This window comes from Amycolatopsis vastitatis (assembly GCF_002234595.1).
Classification (GTDB): Bacteria; Actinomycetota; Actinomycetes; order Mycobacteriales; family Pseudonocardiaceae; genus Amycolatopsis; species Amycolatopsis vastitatis.
Genome location: NZ_NMUL01000010.1, coordinates 1 through 17,474, shown reverse-complemented (window position 1 = coordinate 17,474; position 17,474 = coordinate 1). Strand labels below are relative to the sequence as shown.

Genomic DNA, 17,474 nt, shown 5'->3' with positions numbered 1-17,474 from the left:
CCCCGCAAAAAAAGAATCATTCACTGGCGGACGTCGTCGAATTCGGACTCGAATTCCTCGATTTCGTCCCGGCCGAGACCGACGAGATCGGCGTCGGACGCGGGTTCGGCCGGTTCGGCCGCGGGCACGCCGTCCGGATCGACGATCGTCGCGAGTCCCGCGGGCGTCCGGTGTTCGAACACCTCCACCACGCTGAACGGCATTCCGGCCCGGGTCGCCCGCGCCGCCAGTTTCACCGAATGGATGGAATCCCCGCCGATTTCGAAGAAACTGTCGTCCACGCCGACCCGGTCCAGGCCGAGCACCTCGGCGAAGAGCGTGCACAACGCCCGCTCGACCTCCGTGCGCGGCTCCCGGCCGGAGACCCGCTCGCCGAAGTCGGGATCCGGCAACGCTTCCCGGTCCACCTTCCCGTTCGCCGTCACCGGCAGCGCGGCGAGCACGATCACTTCCGCGGGCACCAGGTACTCCGGCAGCACCCTGGCGACCTGGTCGCGCAGCCGGGCCGGATCCACGTCTCCGCCGGACACGACATAGCCGATCAGCCGCCCGTCACGGGCCACCACGACCGCCTGGTCGACACCCGGCTGCCCAGTCAGCACCGCCTCGACCTCGCCCGGCTCCACGCGATGGCCGCGGATCTTGACCTGGTCGTCGGCCCGCCCGGCGAACACCAGCTCGCCCTCGTCGGTCCAGTAGGCCAGGTCCCCGGTCCGGTACATCCGCTCCCCGGGCCGGGACGGGTCCGCCACGAACCGCTCCGCGGTCAGCGCCGCGCGGCCCAGGTAGCCGTGGGCGACCCCGGCGCCGCCGATGTACAGATCACCCGCGACGCCCGGCGGCAGCGGCCGCAGGAAGACGTCCAGCACGTACAGCCGGCGGCCCGGCATCGGCCGCCCGATCGGGAGCACCGGCCCGGTCTCGTCGCCGGGCTCGATCGCCTTCCACGTCACGCACAGCGTGGTTTCCGTCGGGCCGTAGGTGTGCCTGACCCGCAGCCGGGGGCACGCCTGCCGCACCCGCGCCACGACGTCGGGCGGGACCACGTCGCCGCCCGCGGCCACCTCGCGCAGCCCCGCGAAGGATTCCGGCGACTCCTGCACGAGCGCCCGGAAGTGGCCCGCGGTGAAGTTCACCGCGGTGAGGCCGTCCGCCACGTGCGCGGCGAGCCGCGCCGCGTCGACCACGCCCGGTTCGGTGATCATCACGCGCGCCCCGGACACGAGCGGCACCCACAGGTCGTACAGCGAAGCGTCGAAGGTGTGCGGAGCGTGCATCAGCACCGCGTCACCGGCGTGCACGTCCCACCCCGGGTCCCCGGCCAGTGCCGCCACGCCCCCGTGCGAGATCGCCACGCCCTTCGGGGTCCCGGTCGAGCCGGAGGTGTACATCACGTAGGCCAGGTCGTCCGCGCCGACCGGGACCAGGGCGACGTCGCCATCGCCCGCGTCCTCGGCCAGGACCCGCTGGTGACCCGGCGGCACCGCATCCGCGGTCTCCGCGCTGCACACGACCGCCGCGACGGCGGAGTCGGCCAGCAGGAACGCGACCCGGTCCGCCGGGTAGCCCGGATCGACCGGCACGAACACCGCGCCCGCCTTCCACACCCCGAGCCACGCCGCGGGCACTTCCGCCGACCGTTCCAGCACCACCCCGACGCGGTCGCCGCGCCGCACGCCGCGCTCCACCAGGATCCGCGCCAGCCGGCCGGACCACCGGTCGAGCTCGGCGTAGGACCAGGCCCGGTCCCCGGCCGTCACCGCCGTCGCGTCCGGTTGCCTGTCCACCTGACGGCGGAACAGGTCCACCGCCGATGGCGCCCCGTTCGCGGCGCCCGTGTCGTTCCACCGCTCGACGACCTGCTCACGCCCGGCGTCGTCCACCACGTCCAGGCGGCCCACCGGCGCCTCGGGCTCGGCGATCATCCGCTCGAGAACCCGGGCGAGGCCGTGCAGTGCGTCCTCGGCGGTGCGGGCGTCGAGCAGCTCCGGCTGGTACTCGATGTCGGTCTGCAGGCTCTCGCCCGGCATGATGCCCAGGAGGATCGAGTACGGCGCCGACTGGTGGAACTCCTTCAGGCTCAGCCGGAGAGCGCGATCGGCTCCGGCTTTCGCCGCCGGGTCCACGTAGTTCTCGAACGACACGATCGTGTCGAAGCTCGCCCCGGGCAGCTTCTGGATCTCCTGCAGCCCGAGGTGCTGGTGGGAGATCAGCGCGGACTGCCGCTCCTGCAGCTCCGTCAGCATCCGCAGGACCGGCTGCCCGCCGTCCAGCCGCACCCGCACCGGCACGGTGTTGATGAACAGCCCCACGACCTGCTCCACGCCGGGCACCTCGGGGGGCCGCCCCGAGACGACCGCGCCGAACACCACGTCACGACGGCGCGCCAGCCGGGCCAGCACCACCCCCCACGCCCCCTGCACCAGCGTGTTCAGCGTCAGCCCGTGCCGGCGGGCGAAGCCGGCCAGTGCGGAGGTGAACTCCGGCGAATAGCGGACGACTTCCCGGGTCCGCGGTCCCGGCGCCTTCTTGACCCGTTCGGGAAGGGCGAGTGCCGCGCGTTCGGCACCGGCCAGCTCGGCCTGCCAGGCCGCCCGGGCGGCTTCCTTGTCCTGCTCGTGCAGCCAAGCCAGGTAGTCCCGGTACGAGCCGGCGGCCCGCAGCCCCGACGCGGTGCCACCCGCCGCGTAGATGTCCAGCAGCTCCGACTCGAGGAGCGCCCGCGACCACCCGTCCATGACCAGGTGGTGGCTCGTCGTCACCAGGCAGTGTTTCTCCGGAGCGAGCCGGATCAGCATCAGCCGCAGCAGCGGCGGCTTGGCGACGTCGAACCGCTTGGCGCGCTCCTGCTCCGCGAGCTTGCCCACCTCGGCCTCGACGTCCTCTTCGGACAGTCCGGACAGGTCGTGTTCGGTCCAGGGCAGCTTCACCTCACGGGGAATGAGCTGGACCATCTCGCCGGACTTCCGCCGGTGGAAGCACGCCCGCAGGGCCGCGTGCCTGCCGAGGAGCGTCTCCCAGGACTTCCGGAACCGCTGCGCGTCCATGGGCCCGTCGACGAGCAGCAATTGCTGGATGAGGTAGATGTCGGGACCCTCGTCGTCGAGCGCGGCGTGGTAAAGGATTCCCTCCTGCATCGGCGACGGCGGCCAGACTTCCGCGAGCGCCGTTCCGGAGAACGTGGTCGGAGTGTTCACGAAATCAAGCCTCCATTGCCGTGCGCCGCCATTACTGGAGTTCCGCCGCGATCGCTTCGAATTCCTCGACCTCGTCCTGGTCCAGATCCAGCAGATCGAAGTCGGAAGCCGTGTGTCCCCCCGCGGAAGGATCATCCGCTTGGCGGGCCAGCCCTGACAACGTGTCCAGCCACGCCTGGCCCAGTCGTTCGATTTCGCCGTCGCCGAGCGAGCCTTCCGGCCATTCCGCCATGAGCGTCAGCACGGGCCCGTCCGGCGTGTCCTGCACGATCGCGTTGACCTCGAGCGCGTGCGGCAATCCCATTCCCGGTTCCAGCGAACTGCCGATGTCGCCGACCGGCTGCCACGCGCGGACGTCATTCCCGTCACCGGTGACGAACCGGCCCATGTAGTTGAACCCGATCCGCGGCGACGGCAATTCCGCCAGCACCGGTCCCGTTTCGGCGTTGAGGTGACGCAGCAGCCCGTAGCCGAGCCCGTCGCCCGGCACCGCCCGCGACTGCTCTTTGACCGCCTTGAGCAACCGCCCGGCCGCCGGGCCGCCGGCGAGAACGTCCGCGGGATCGATGCCCGCCAGGTCCAGCCGCACCGGGTGCACGCTGGTGAACCAGCCCACCGTCCGCGACAGATCCATCCCGCCGGCGGGATGACGGCCGTGGCTTTCCACGTCCACCAGCACCTCGTCCCCGCCGCGCCACCGCGTCACCGCCCCAGCCAGCCCGGCCAGCAGGACCTCGTGCACCCCGCAGTGGAACACCACGGGAGCCCGCCCCACGAGCACGGACGTCTCGGCCTTCGGCACCGCCCACGACCGCGAGCGCACCGCCCCGGCCGCGTCACCGCCCACGGTCAGCCCTCGCGCACCGACGGGCTGATCCGCACCGACGATCGCCTTCCACGCCGCCAGTTCCCCGACGCGCTCCGCGGAGACCGCCCACTCCGCCAGCAGGCCCGCCCACCGCCGGAACGACACCCCGACCGGTTCCAGCGCCGGCTCCCGGCCCGCGGCCGCCGCCTCGCACGCCGTCCGCAGATCCGGCAGCAGCACGCGCCACGACACCCCGTCGACCGCCAGGTGGTGCACGACGACCACCAACCGCCCCGGCCCGCCCGGGCCCGCGTCGACCCAGACGACCTGGAGCATCACCCCGGCCGCCGGGTCCAGCCGGCCCACGGCGTCCCGCGCCGCTTCCTCCGCGACCTCGTCCGGCGAACCGTCACCGGCTTCCACCCGCGTGACAGCGCCGCGGACGTCCACGGACCCGCGCTCGCCGACCACCAGCCGGCGGCCTGCCGCGTCGTCGACGACCCGCGCCCGCAGCACGTCGTGCGTGTCCACCAGGGCCGCCGCCCCCGTCACCAGCGCCTCCTCCGTCAGCTCCGGAGGCGCTCCCACCACGACCCACTGCGCGAACCGCGGGCCCACGACGCCGTCCCCCAGCACCGACATCACCGGCGTCCACGGGATCTCGCCCACGCCGTCCGCCTGCGGTGAAGGGGCCGGCTCCAGCAACGGCGAGCCGGCCAGCTGCGCGATCCGCTCGGGTGTCCGCCCGTCGAAGACGTCCGCCGCGGCGAACGTCAGGCCGGTGTGCCGCGCCCGTGCCGCCAGCTGCATCGCGAGGATCGAATCCCCGCCCAGCTCGAAGAAGCTGTCGTCCACCCCGACCCGCTCCAGTCCGAGCAGCTCGGCGAACAACCCGCACAGGACCCGCTCGGCCTCGGTGGCCGGCGTCCGGGCGGGTGCGCCGGCCGTGAAGTCCGGATCGGGCAGCGCGCGCCGGTCGATCTTGCCGTGCGCCGTCAGCGGCAAGGCGTCCAGCGCCACCACCGCCGCGGGCACCATGTACTGGGGCAGCCGGGACGCGAGGTCCTCGCGCACCGCCTGCGTGTCGATGTCGGCCGGCGTCACGTAGGCCAGGAGGCGGTCCTCGCGGACGGTCACCGCGGCCTGGGTGATCCGGGGGTAGCCGGACAACGCGAACTCGATCTCGCGGGGTTCGACCCGGAACCCGCGGATCTTGACCTGGTCGTCGGCCCGCCCGGCCGACACCAGCTCACCCTCGTCCGTCCAGTACGCCAGATCCCCCGTCCGGTACATGCGTTCACCGGGCACGAACGGGTCGGCGACGAACCTCTCGGCGGTCAGCGCCGGACGGCCCAGGTAGCCGCGGGCCACGCCGATCCCGGCCAGGTACAGCTCGCCGGTGATCCCGGGCGGCAGCGGGCGCAGGAACGCGTCCAGCAGGTACCCGCGGACACCCGGAACCGGTTTCCCGAACGGGATCGGGTCCTGGCCCGGCGAGAGCGGCATGCTCATCGTCGCGCAGATCGTGGTCTCGGTCGGCCCGTAGGCGTTGATCATCCGCCGTCCGGCCGACAGGCGGTCCACCAGGCCGGGCGGGCAGAGCTCGCCCGCCGCCACCACCGTCTCCAGCCGGGACGGCAACGCGTCGACGGTGCCCAGCACCGACGGCGGCGCCTTCACGTGCGTGATGTCCCAGCGTTCCAGCGTCTCGGCCAGCGACACCCGCGGCGGCAGGTCCTGCTCGGGCGGCATCACCAGGGTCGCCCCGGACAGCAGCGCCATCATCACTTCCGACACGATGGTGTCGAAGCCGAGCGCCGCGAACTGCAGGACCCGGGAGGACGGCGTCACCCCGAACCGGTCGATGTGCGCCATCGCCAGGTTCCCCAGCCCCGAGTGGGTGACGACGACCCCCTTCGGCGTTCCCGTCGACCCCGACGTGTAAATCACGTAGGCCGCGTCACGCGGGCCCACCCGCGGCAGGTCCGCCTCCGGGACGTCGGCCAGGTCCAGCTCGTCGATGACGACGAGCCGGTCCGCGAACTCCCCCGGCACCGCCGCGCGCGTTTTCCCGGCGCACACCACGGACATCGGGTCCGCGGAGCGGAAGATCCAGCTCTTGCGCTCGTCCGGGTACGCCGGATCCACCGGGACGAACACCCCGCCCGTCAGCGAGACGCCCAGCATCCCGACGAGCCACCAGGACGACCGGCCCACCACCAGGCCCACCCGTGACTCCGGCCCCACCCCGCGGTCCCGCAAGACCGCCGCGAACCGCACGGCCCGGTCCCACAGCTGTCCGTACGACAGCTCGCCGTCGGCGTCGATCACCGCCACGTCGGCCGGACGGCTCGCCGCCACCCGGCCGATCAGCGCGGGCAGGGACTCCCCCGCCAGCAACGCCGGCACCGGGCGGTGCACCGTGCCCGCGCCCACCGCGACCCGCCCCACCGGGCGGGAGGGATCGGCGGCCACCTGCTCGAGGGCGCCGACGAACCAGCCGAGCACCGAATCAGCGACGGTCCGGTCGACCTGCCCCGGCCGGTAACCGAGCTGGATCCGGCAGCGGTCCCCCGGGATGATGCCGAGGGTCACCGGGTAGTGCGTCCCCTCGATCGTGCCGAGGTACCGGAAGCCCTCGGCGAAGTCCCGCGGGTAGTTCTCGAACACCAGCAGCGTGTCGAACACCGCGCCGGGCCCGCCCGCCTTCTGGATCTCCGGCAGCCCCAGGTGCTGGTGCGGCATCAGGGCCACCTGCCGGTGCTGCAGGCCGGTGAGCATGTCCAAGACCGGCTGCCCGGCCTCCAGCGGAACCCGGACCGGCACCGTGTTCATCAACAGCCCCGGCATCGACTCCACCCCGGGGAGTTCCGCGGGACGGAGGGCGACCGTGGTGCCGAACACCACGTCGGTCCGCCGCGCGAGCCGCGCCAGCACCATCGCCCACGCGCCCTGCACCACCGTGTTGAGCGTCAGCCCGTGGTCGCGGGTGAACTCGAGCAGCCTCGCGTAGAGGTCCGGCGGCAGGTGGGTGACGCGGTAGCCGTAGCCGTCGTCCGTCCCCGCCGCCGTCTTGGCGATCAGCCCGGGCTCGCCGACGCCGGACAGCTCCGCCCGCCAGGCCTCGACGGCCGCGTCCTTGTCCTGCCGGTCGAGCCAACCCAGGTAGTCGCGGTAGGAGGCGGCACCGGACCGGTCGGGGAACCGCCCGCCGGCCGCGTACGCCTCGGCCACCTCGTTGAGGACGACCGCGACCGACCAGCCGTCGGTGAGGATGTGGTGGTTGACGACCAGCAGGCGGTGCCGGTCGTCCCCGAGCCGGGCCAGCACCAGCCGGAACAGCGGTGCCTTGGCGAGGTCGAACCGCTCCTGCTGTTCCCGCCGGGCCAGCGCGTCGACGGCCGCTTCGGCGTCGGCGGCCCCGGTCAGGTCGACTTCCCGCCACGGCAGGGTGACGTTCCCGGCGACGGCCTGCACCGTCTTGCCCGACGCGAGCCGGTGGAAGCTCAGCCGGAGTTCGGCGTGGCGGGCGAAAACCGCTTCCCACACCGCGCGCAGCCGGGGCACGTCCAGCGGCCCGGTCAGCTCCACGATCCACTGCGTCTGGTAGATGTCGGGGCCCTTGTCCTCCAGCGACGACTCGAAGAACAAGCCGGCCTGGAGCGGGGCCAGCGGCCAGACGTCCTCGGCGCCGGGGACGGCGATCGCCAGCTCCGCCTCCTCTTGCGCGGTCAGGACAACCGGCGCGCCTTCGACCGGGCTGCCCGCCGGTACGGCTCCCGCCACGGCCGCCAGCCGGGCGGGGGTCCGCTCCGCGAACACCTGGGACGGCGTCACCAGCAGCCCGGCTTTGGCCGCCCGGGCCGCCAGCCGCGTCGCGACGATCGAATCCCCGCCCAGTTCGAAGAAGCCGTCGTCGACGCCGGCCCCGGCCACGCCGAGCAAATCGGCGAACAGTCCACAGAGGACACGTTCGGCCTCGGTGGCGGGGGCCCGGCCCGTGGCCTTCGCCGCGAAGTCGGGCGCGGGCAGCGCCGCCCGGTCCACCTTGCCGTTGGCGGTCAGCGGCAGCGCGGCCAGCCGGAGCACCGCGGCCGGCACGAGGTGCTCCGGCAGCACGGCTTCGAGCCGTTCGCGGACGAGCACGGGATCGGTGTCCTCGTCCGCCACCACGTAGGCGATCAGGCGCCCGTCGATCGCCACCACCACGGACTCGTGGACGCCGGGCTGGGCGGTCAGCGCGGCCTCGACCTCGCCCGGCTCCACCCGGAACCCGCGGATCTTCACCTGGTCGTCGGCCCGGCCCGCGAACAGCAGCTCGCCGTCCGCGGTCCGCTGCGCGAGGTCGCCGGTCCGGTACATCCGCTCCCCGGGCCGGGACGGGTCCGCCACGAACCGCTCCGCCGTCAGCGCCGCCCGGTCCAGGTAGCCGTCCGCCAGGCCGGCGCCGGAGAGATACAGCTCGCCGACCACCCCCGGCGCCACCGGCCGCAGCGAGTCGTCGAGCACCTGAGCCCGGCGGCCGGGAAGCGGACGGCCGATCGGCAGCACCGGTCCCAGCGCGTCACCCGGCTCGAGCACGTGCCACGTCGCGCACAACGTCGTTTCGGTCGGGCCGTAGAGGTGCCGCACCCGCACTCCGGGGCAAGCCGCCCGCACCCGGGCCACCGCGTGCGCGGGCACCAGGTCGCCGCCGGTCAGTACTTCCCGGAGGCCGGTGAACGATTCCGGCGATTCTTCCGCCACCGCACGGAAACTCCCGGCGGTCAAGTGTGCCCGCGTCACCCCGGCCGCGATCGCCTCACGCAGGCGCCGGGCGTCCACCTGGCCCGGCCCGGCGATCACCAGGCGGGCCCCGGACACCAGGGGCACCCAGATCTCGAACAGGGAAGCGTCGAAGGCGTGGGGCGCGTGCACGAGGACCGCGTCGTCGGGTTCCACGGCCCAGCCGGGATTTCCCGCCAGCTCCGCGACGCTCCGGTGCGGGACGGTCACGCCTTTCGGGGTTCCCGTCGAGCCGGAGGTGTACATCACGTACGCGGGGTCCCCGGGGCGGGCCGCGGCCGTCGCCGCTTCGCCGTCCTCCTCATCGGTGACGACGATCGGCTCGATCCCCTCCGGCACGCCGCCGCGCGTCGCGGCCGAGCACACCATCAGGGACACCCCCGAGTCCGCCGCCATGAACGCCACGCGCGGCGCGGGATAGCCGGCGTCCACCGGTACGTACGCCGCCCCCGCCTTCCAGACGGCGAGCAGCGCCACCACCAGGTCGGCCGAACGGTCCAGCATCACCGCGACCCGGCCGCCCCGGCGGACGCCCCGGCCGATCAGCCGGGCGGCCAGCCGGCCCGCGAGTTCGTCGAGCGCCTGATACGTCAGCACCCGGTCGCCGTCGACCACGGCCACCGCGCCGGGAGTCCGGTCCACCCGCCGGGCGACCAGCTCCGGCACCGTCGGGGTGGGGTGCGCTGCGGAATTCATCGTCATCCTCCACGAACCACCTGGTGCACCGCCGGCGCGGGCCCGTAGTCCCGTGGCTCGGCTCCAACGCTTCCCGGCTCGGCTCCGTTGCCTCCCGGCTTGGCGAACTGCGTGTGGTACAGCTCCGCGTAGAGACCGCCCTCGGCCAGCAGCTCTTCGTGCGTCCCGCGCTCCCGGACGCCGCCGCCGTCGATCACCAGGATCTGGTCGGCCTCGCGGATCGTGGACAGCCGGTGGGCGATCACCACCGAGGTGCGGTCGCGCAGGGCGGTCTTCAGCGCCCGCTGGACGGCCGCTTCCGACTCGGAGTCCAGGTGCGCGGTGGCTTCGTCGAGCACCACGATCGAGGGCGCCTTCAGCAGCAGCCGGGCAATGGCCAGCCGCTGCTTTTCCCCGCCCGACAAGCGGTAGCCGTGATCGCCCGTGACGGTGTCGAGCCCCCGGCTGAGGGATTCGATCAGGTCCCAGATCTGGGCGCCCTTGCACGCTTCGATCAGCTCGTCTTCGGTGGCGGTCGGCCGGGCGTAGAGCAGGTTTTCCCGGATCGTGTCGTGGAAGAGGTAGGTGTCCTGGCTGACCACGCCCACGGTTTGGCGGAGCGCCTCGAAGGACAGGTTCCGCAGATCGTGCCCGCCGACGCGCACGATCCCCGAGGTCGGGTCGTACAGCCGCGACACCAGGTGGGTGAGGGTGCTCTTCCCCGCGCCGGACGGACCGACGAGCGCGGTCATGGTCCCGGCCGCCACGTGCAGGCTCACGCCGCGCAGCACATCCGGCGTCACTTCCCCGCGCTCCCGCCGGACCCGCACGTTCTGCTCCAGCGACGGCAGCGAAACCTCGTCCGCGCCGGGATAGCGGAACGACACGTCCTCGAACTCGATGTCCGGCGCCACGTCCTTCGGGAGCCCGACCGCGCCGGGCCGTTCCTCGATGAGCGGCTTCAGATCGAGCAGCTCGAAGATCCGGTCGAAGCTCACCACGACGGTCGTCGCGGTCTCCTGGATCCCGGACAGCTGGGTGATCGGCCCGAACAGCCGGCCGAGCAGGGTCGCGATGGCGACCAGCGTGCCCAGCTGGAACAGCCCGTCGAGCACGAGCCCGCCGCCGATTCCGTAGATGAGCGCCGTGGCGAGCGAGGCCATCAGGGACATGACGACGAAGCCCAGCCGGGCGTACACCGACAGGCGCACGCCGGTCCGGCGGATCCGCCCGGCCCGGTCCGCGTACTCGGCCATCTCCTCCTCCGGACGGCCGAAGAGCTTGGAAAGCATCGCGCCCTGCACGTTGAACCGCTCCTGGAGGACTCCGCCGAGGCCGCCGTTCTCCTCCATCAGCTGCCGCGTGTACCGCTGGATCAGCCGCCCCGCGTAGATCCAGGGCACGAGGAACAGCGGGATCAGCAGCACCGAGACGAGGGCGACGAGCCACGAAAGGTAGAACAGCTCGACGACGACCAGCACGACGGTGATCACGCTGGTGGCCCCGATCAGCAGGGAGTAGAAGGCCTGCTGGGCCATGACCAGGTCGGTGTGCAGCCGGCCGACCAGCACCCCGGTCTGGGTGCGGGTGAAGAACGCGATCGGCAGCCGCCGGACGTGGTCGAGCGCCTGCACCCGGAGGTCGTAGGTGACGCTCATGCCGATCCGCCCGGTGATGTAGGCCGACAGCAGCTGCAGCAGCGCGCCGGCCACCGCGCAGGCCGCGGACAGGGAGGCCATCAAGGCCACGAACCCGGCGTCGTTCTTGAGGATGCCGTCGTCGACGAGCTTCATCAGCAGCAACGGCGTCGCCACGACGACGAGCGACTCCAGCGCGGCGACGAGGAAGAAGAGCGCCACCTTGCCGAGGTGCGGGCGGAAGTAGGCGAACACCCGGCGCAGCGTCCCCTGGCGGATCTTGGTCTTCCAGGGGTCCGGGTCGTCGTCGCTCTTCTTCACCCCCCCGAAGCGCATCACCACGTCCATGCAGGTTCCCTTCTCCACACGCTAAGCCGGCGATCCCCATCGTGCTGAATCGAATCGATGTCCACGAGTGGCGCCGGGCGCGAATCGCCTTCGGCGTCACGGAAAGAGCCCCGCTCGGCGAAAACCGGTGCCGGCGCGGCAAAAGCGGGCCGGCCGTCGCCGATCCGGCCGAATGGCTCGGTGGCGGTCGGACGCCGCGCGGGGATCGGTCCTTTTTGGCCGGACGCCTAGTGCCGCCCGTCTCCCGGCGCCACCTGAACCGCGGCGTTCTCGCGCACCGGCCCGCCGCGTTCGCCGGGGATCCGCGCGTGGCCGGCCACACCCCGCCGCAGCAGGTCCGTCACGCCGTCCAGATCGCCGGACCGCAGTGCCGAGGCCGCCTCGGCGAGGTCGGCCGCGATCCGCTCGAGCACCCCGGCCACCGGCTGGGTGTTCCCGGCCAGGATCGCCCGCCACAGCAAGGGATCCCCGGCGGCGATGCGCGTCACGTCACGCAGCCCCCGGCCCGCCAGTCCCAACGCGACGTCGTCACCGCCCGCCAGGCTGGCCGCCACCGCCGACGCCACCACGTGCGGGGCGTGCGACACCAGTGCCACCGCCGAGTCGTGTTCGCCCGGGTCCACGGTGACGGCGTCCGCCCCGCACATCGACACCAGTTCCCGCACCCGCCGCAGCGCGTGCGCGTCCGTCTCGGGGCGGGGGCAGAGCGCCCACGCCCGTCCCGAGAACAGGTCGGCGCGGGCGGCGGCCGGGCCGGAACGCTCCCGGCCGGCGAGCGGGTGTCCCGGCACATACGAGGTCAGGTCGCACCCGAGCCGCTCCGCTGCGGCGATCGGATCGGCCTTGACGCTGGCCACGTCGGTGTAGGCCGGTGCGGTCTCCCGCTTCTGCAGTTCCGCCAGCCGTTCCGCAACGACGGGCGGCGGCACGGCGATCAACGCCAGATCCACGTCCTCGCCGGCCCACTCGTGACCCGCGCCGAGTTCCCGCGCCAGCCGCGCGGCGTGCGCGTCGATGTCGGAAAGGTAGACAGCCACGCCCTTCGCGCGAAGGGCCAGCGCCACCGAAGTGCCGATCAGTCCGGTACCGACGACAAGCGCTTTCTCGAGGGTCACCGGTCTTTCTTAAGCCGCCCAACGGGCGAAGTCCAGCCGCCCGGCTTGGGCACCGGGCCTCCACTGTCCGATGTGGACCGCGACGCCGGTCCCGGTGCGTTCACCGCACCGGGACCGGCGTCGCGCACGCGGCCCTCAGCCGGCGGCCAGATCGGTCGCCCGGTTCTCCAGGTGATCCGCGAACTCCGCCCAGACCCGGGCGTGGTCCCGGGCGAAGCCGGCGATCACGCCGTAAAGGTGCGGCGGGACGCCGTGCAGGATCCTTTCCCACTCCTGCCCGTCGATGGAGTGCATGGTGAGCATGCGCAACAGGATCCGGCCGACCTCGTTCAACCGCAGCGCAGGGTCGGTCTTGAGTCTCTCCAGCAGGGCGAGCCGATCCCGGTCCACGGTGCTGCCGAAGTCCGGCTCCGACAACCGCAGCGGGTGCGGCTTGGCCGGCAGCCTCCTGGTCCCGTCCGGGGTCGGGCTCTCGCCGCGCTCCAGCCTGCCCCGCACGTCCCGGACCGTCTCCGGGGAGATGCCGACCTGCTTGGCGACCTGCCGCAGCGACAGGCCAGGGTCGTTGCGGATGAGCTCGGCCGCGAGTCTTCTCCTCTCCGAACCGTCGGCGGGCCGGACGCGCCCGTCCCGTCCGATCCTGGCGTCGGCCCCGTCCTCGCCCGCCCGCCTGCGCAGGTCGGCCACCGTGCCGGCCGAGATGCCGGTCGCCGAAGCCACCCGCCGATCGGACCACTGCGGGTGCGTCCCGATGATCTGGACGGCCGCGCGCTTGCGATCGGCGAGCGACAGCGGCAGGCCGTGCCTGACGTTCGCTTCGACCGCCAGGACGAAGGCGTCCGACTCGGTGCCGTCGACCAGCCTGGCCAGGATTTTCGTATCACCTCGTACCCGTGCCACCTTCAGCCTGTGCAGGCCGTCCAGGACCTGCATCGTCGGACGATGAACGAGAATGGGCGGAAGCTCCCCCTCTGCCGACAACAGCGTCTCGACGTGCTCCGGATCCTCACCCGAGGTTCGTGGTGAGCTTGCGGAAGACAGCCGGGACAGCTCGATTTCGACGACGGGAAGAGCGAACGTGTCAACTCTCGTCGGATCCACCTAGCCCCCATGGGATCGTCAACATTGCGGTGCGGCAGAGAACCGCACCGTCCAACTGCTCGACCTCGGTGGTTGGACACCACGATCCCGTCCGCTCCGGCCACAGCCACGCGGCGGGTGTCCTCGACGGTGAGGATCCCCTTGAAGACCACCGGCGCGCGCGGACCTACTCCGCGGTCTCCCGGTGGACGGCATCAGCCTGCGCTCCGGCGAACCGCCGGAGCCCAAGGGCGTGCTCCCCTCGCCCCGGGTGGAAGCCGCCGAACGAGCGTCCGGCGGCTTCCACCCGGCCAAGGTCTGAGTCCGTCAGCCCGACCAGGGCCGACGTTCGGGTAACGCGAGGACGCAGAGCGTGTTCGATCTCGAGTTCCCGGCAAGTGCCTGGCGCGGCTCGGTGGTTTGCTCGGCAGGATTCCCCATTGCCTCGTGACCCCCAGTCACCGCACCCCTTGGTCCCCAATGAGTGCGCACCACGGCAGCATGGCATGACTGATCGCCGTCGGCAATTGACGAAGAATCGTGATTCACCGGCGGAGCGCGCCGTCCAGGTTCGAGGTCCGGTCTTCCCTAATGGACTAATTGCATTGACTCACACATCGGGCATACGTACAATGCGGCGAATCATACAAATTCGGCTCGGATGTAAACCCCGCGGCCTTTTCGGCAAATCCCGTTAACCCGATTGCCGGGCTTGATCGCCTGCGTGGAATAACTATAATTCCCGCGCGCCGCGTTCGCCCGCCGGGGCGGATCCGCGAGCCGGCCGGTGACACTCGGTCACCGTCCGGACGGCCGGAAGCCTGCCGGTCACCGGCGTGTCCTCGGGTCCTGGCTGGGGTCGGCGTACATGGGCGGGCAGCCGTGCTCGATCGCCTCGGGACGCAGTTCGTAGTGCCAGGGTTCGTTGCGGTAGATCTGGCACAGCCCGTACCGGGAGCCGTGCTCGGACAGCCACCGCGCGGACTCCGGCGGCCCGATGTCGACCGCCACCCCCGCCACGTGCGCGGACGTCTCCGGGGTGGCCACCCACCGGGCGGCTTCTTCCTCGGATCCGTACTTCGCGATCGCCCCGCGCAGAAGCCGGTCCTGGTACTCCGGGGACCGCCAGCCGCTGTTGACGCGGAGCTCGACCCCGTCGTCGGCGGCGGCGGCACCGGCCCGGCGCAGCGCGGCGAGGAGCGGCGGATCGAGGTTGACCACGCCCGGAACATCTTCGTCGAAGACCGTCACACCGGCGGGGACGGCGCCACCGGCCAGGTCGAGCCGGCCGCGGAGGCCGAGCGCTTTCGCGATCCGGGCGAGGACGGCTCGCGGTCCGGCGACGAGGAGACGGCGAATCCGGCGTTTCGCGGGGACGACGACGCCGGCGAGCCGACGGGTTGTCGTCCTTGCCGGTCCGCTGGAGGCCACGGGTCCAGTGAAGACAGCGGGGTGTTGCCAGGGCGTATGCGGTTTTCGATATGCCGGCGATATCCCGGCTGCTCGTACCATCGAAGGATGCGCGTGCTGATCGTCGAGGACGAGCCCTATCTGGCCGAAGCGGTCCGCGACGGCCTGCGCCTGGAAGCGATCGCCGCGGACATCGCGGGCGACGGCGACGCCGCGCTGGAGCTGCTGGCCGTCAACACCTACGACATCGCCGTCCTCGACCGGGACGTCCCCGGGCCGACCGGTGACGAGATCGCCGAGCGGATCGTCGCCTCCGGGAGCGGCACGCCGATCCTCATGCTCACCGCCGCCGACCGGCTCGAAGACAAGGTCACCGGGTTCGGGCTGGGCGCCGACGACTACCTCACGAAGCCGTTCGAACTGCGCGAGCTCGTGCTCAGGCTGAGAGCGCTCGATCGGCGGCGGGCCCACAACAGGCCGCCGGTGCGGGAGATCGCCGGCCTGCGGGTGGACCCGTTCCGCCGGGAGGTCTACCGCGACGGCCGCTACGTCGCGTTGACCAGGAAGCAGTTCGCCGTGCTCGAAGTCCTCGTCTCCGCCGAAGGCGGTGTCGTCAGCGCCGAAGAGCTCCTGAAACGGGCTTGGGACGAGAACGCCGACCCGTTCACCAACGCCGTGCGCATCACGGTCTCGGCCCTGCGCAAGCGGCTCGGCGAACCCTGGATCATCGCCACCGTGGCCGGCGTCGGGTACCGCATCGGCACCGCGCCCGGGGGATCAGCCGGTGCGTAGGGCGCCGGGGATGAGTGTCCGCCTCAAGTTCACCCTCAGCTACGCCGGCTTCGTCATGGTCGCCGGCGTCCTGCTGCTTTCCGCCGTGTGGGTGTTCCTACTGCGGGACGTGCCCGCGGTGGTGGCCACCGCCGGCGGTGTGCTGCAGCGCTCCGTCCTCGCGCGCAACTTCGCGCCGGCCGCCGGCTCGGTGCTGGTCTTCCTGCTGGCGTTCGGCTTGCTGGGCGGGTGGGTGCTCGCCGGCCGCATGCTCGCCCCGCTGACCCACATCACCGACGCCGCCCGCACGGCCGCGGACGGGTCGCTCTCCCACCGGATCCGGCTGGAGGGCCCGGAAGACGAGTTCCGCGAGCTCGCCGACGCCTTCGACACCATGCTCGCCCGCCTCGAAGCGCACGTCGCCGCGCAGCGGAGGTTCGCCGCCAACGCCTCACACGAACTGCGCACCCCGCTGGCGATCACGCAGGCACTGCTCGAGGTGGCCCGCACCGATCCGGCCAAGAACCCCCGCGAGCTCTTCGACCGCCTGCACGCCGTGAACGCCAGGGCGATCGACCTCACCGAGGCGCTGCTCGTGCTCAGCCGCGCCGAGCAGGCGACGTTCACCCGCGAACGCGTCGACCTGTCCCTCCTCGTGGAGGAAGCCGTCGAGACACTGCTCCCGATCGCCGAGAAACGCGGCGTCGCCATCGAGGACTTCGGCGACGTCACCCCGGCCGTGGGGTCGGCGGCGCTGCTGCTGCAGATGACGACCAACCTCGTGCACAACGCCATCGTGCACAACCTGCCGGAACGCGGGACCGTGTGGGTCGACACCGGCGTCCGCTCCGGAACCGTGGTGCTCACGGTGGAAAACTCCGGCGAAGTCCTGTCCCCGCAACTGGTCCCGACGCTGACCGAGCCGTTCCGGCGGGACACCGAGCGCCTGCGCACCGACCACGCGGGCGTCGGCCTCGGCCTGGCCATCGTCAAGAGCATCGCCGAGGTGCACGACGGATCCCTGACGATCACCCCGCGCCGCGGCGGCGGGCTCCGGATCACCGTCGAGCTGCCCGCCTTCGGCCCCGCCTGGTCACCTCACCAGCGGCCGGAGGGTTTCCGCTGAGAAACGCTGGAGTCGCGCAGCGGTGGCTGCCAGACCTGCCGTTCCGGGACTTCGCCGTCGTCGCCCGGCTGGTCGAGCGGGTCGACGCCGTTCTGCCACCGGGCCCAGTGCGCCGCGCACATCCGCCGCCAGAGGGCCGGCTCGTCGCACTGGTACCGGCGGCAGACCCGCACCCGTTCCCGCTGATCGCTCACGTACTTGCTCCACTCGCCACGACTTCGAAACGTTTCGCGTTCAACTACCATAGCGGTCACGGCGTTGTCGAGGCCCGGAACGCCACCACGCACGGCCTTCCGTCCCCGCGTGGTTAACCCTCCGCTAACCGGGAAAGCCCCCGGGACCCGCCGGTCCCCGGCGGGTGCCACCCCGGACGACGGAGGGACTGACGTGTTCCGTCACACGAAGCTGTTGCAGTTCGAAGCCAAGCCCGAGAAGCCCGACCCCGTCTACGCCCGCAAGCTCCAGGAACTCATCGGCGGTGCGTTCGGTGAGATGACCGTGACGATGCAGTACCTGTTCCAG

General features: G+C 72.1%; 9 protein-coding genes and 1 pseudogene. 3 read left to right on the top strand and 7 right to left on the bottom strand.

Annotated features, from left to right (window positions below; genetic code table 11):
- Window positions 1-20 precede the first annotated feature (20 nt).
- The 6 genes and pseudogenes from CF165_RS12635 to CF165_RS12610 form a co-directional block, all read right to left on the bottom strand.
- Window positions 21-9,432 (bottom strand): annotated as a pseudogene (locus CF165_RS12635) (amino acid adenylation domain-containing protein).
- Between the two features lie 56 nt (window positions 9,433-9,488).
- Window positions 9,489-11,450, bottom strand: coding sequence for an ABC transporter ATP-binding protein (locus CF165_RS12630; protein ID WP_093947686.1), 1,962 nt, complete (start codon window positions 11,448-11,450; stop codon window positions 9,489-9,491).
- Between the two features lie 227 nt (window positions 11,451-11,677).
- A complete protein-coding gene (locus tag CF165_RS12625; RefSeq protein WP_093947685.1) occupies window positions 11,678-12,565 on the bottom strand; it encodes a prephenate dehydrogenase in 888 nt (295 codons plus the stop codon).
- 135 nt (window positions 12,566-12,700) lie between these two features.
- Complete coding sequence (locus CF165_RS12620) at window positions 12,701-13,498, bottom strand: helix-turn-helix domain-containing protein (RefSeq protein WP_500676256.1); 798 nt, start codon at window positions 13,496-13,498, stop codon at window positions 12,701-12,703.
- Window positions 13,468-13,776, bottom strand: coding sequence for a hypothetical protein (locus CF165_RS54205; RefSeq protein WP_500676257.1), 309 nt, complete (start codon window positions 13,774-13,776; stop codon window positions 13,468-13,470). Before CF165_RS54205 ends, CF165_RS12620 begins: the two co-directional genes overlap by 31 nt.
- Before the next feature lie 697 nt (window positions 13,777-14,473).
- Window positions 14,474-15,076 (bottom strand): M15 family metallopeptidase, encoded by a 603-nt coding sequence (locus tag CF165_RS12610; RefSeq protein WP_240521555.1) that lies wholly within the window; start codon window positions 15,074-15,076, stop codon window positions 14,474-14,476.
- 87 nt (window positions 15,077-15,163) lie between these two features.
- On the opposite strand from CF165_RS12610, the gene CF165_RS12605 reads away from it, so the two are divergent.
- Window positions 15,164-15,847 (top strand): response regulator transcription factor, encoded by a 684-nt coding sequence (locus CF165_RS12605; RefSeq protein ID WP_093947681.1) that lies wholly within the window; start codon window positions 15,164-15,166, stop codon window positions 15,845-15,847.
- A 10-nt stretch (window positions 15,848-15,857) separates the two neighbouring features.
- Complete coding sequence (locus CF165_RS12600) at window positions 15,858-16,952, top strand: sensor histidine kinase (RefSeq protein ID WP_093947680.1); 1,095 nt, start codon at window positions 15,858-15,860, stop codon at window positions 16,950-16,952.
- Here the strand turns inward: CF165_RS12600 and CF165_RS12595 are convergent.
- The gene (locus CF165_RS12595) at window positions 16,925-17,146 is read right to left on the bottom strand and encodes a hypothetical protein (protein ID WP_240521554.1); all 222 of its coding nucleotides are present in this window, start codon (window positions 17,144-17,146) and stop codon (window positions 16,925-16,927) included. The genes CF165_RS12600 and CF165_RS12595 overlap by 28 nt on opposite strands.
- Before the next feature lie 193 nt (window positions 17,147-17,339).
- Between CF165_RS12595 and CF165_RS12590 the strand changes: the two genes are divergently transcribed.
- A partial coding sequence (locus tag CF165_RS12590; protein ID WP_205660843.1) for a manganese catalase family protein occupies window positions 17,340-17,474 on the top strand: 135 nt, incomplete at its 3' end.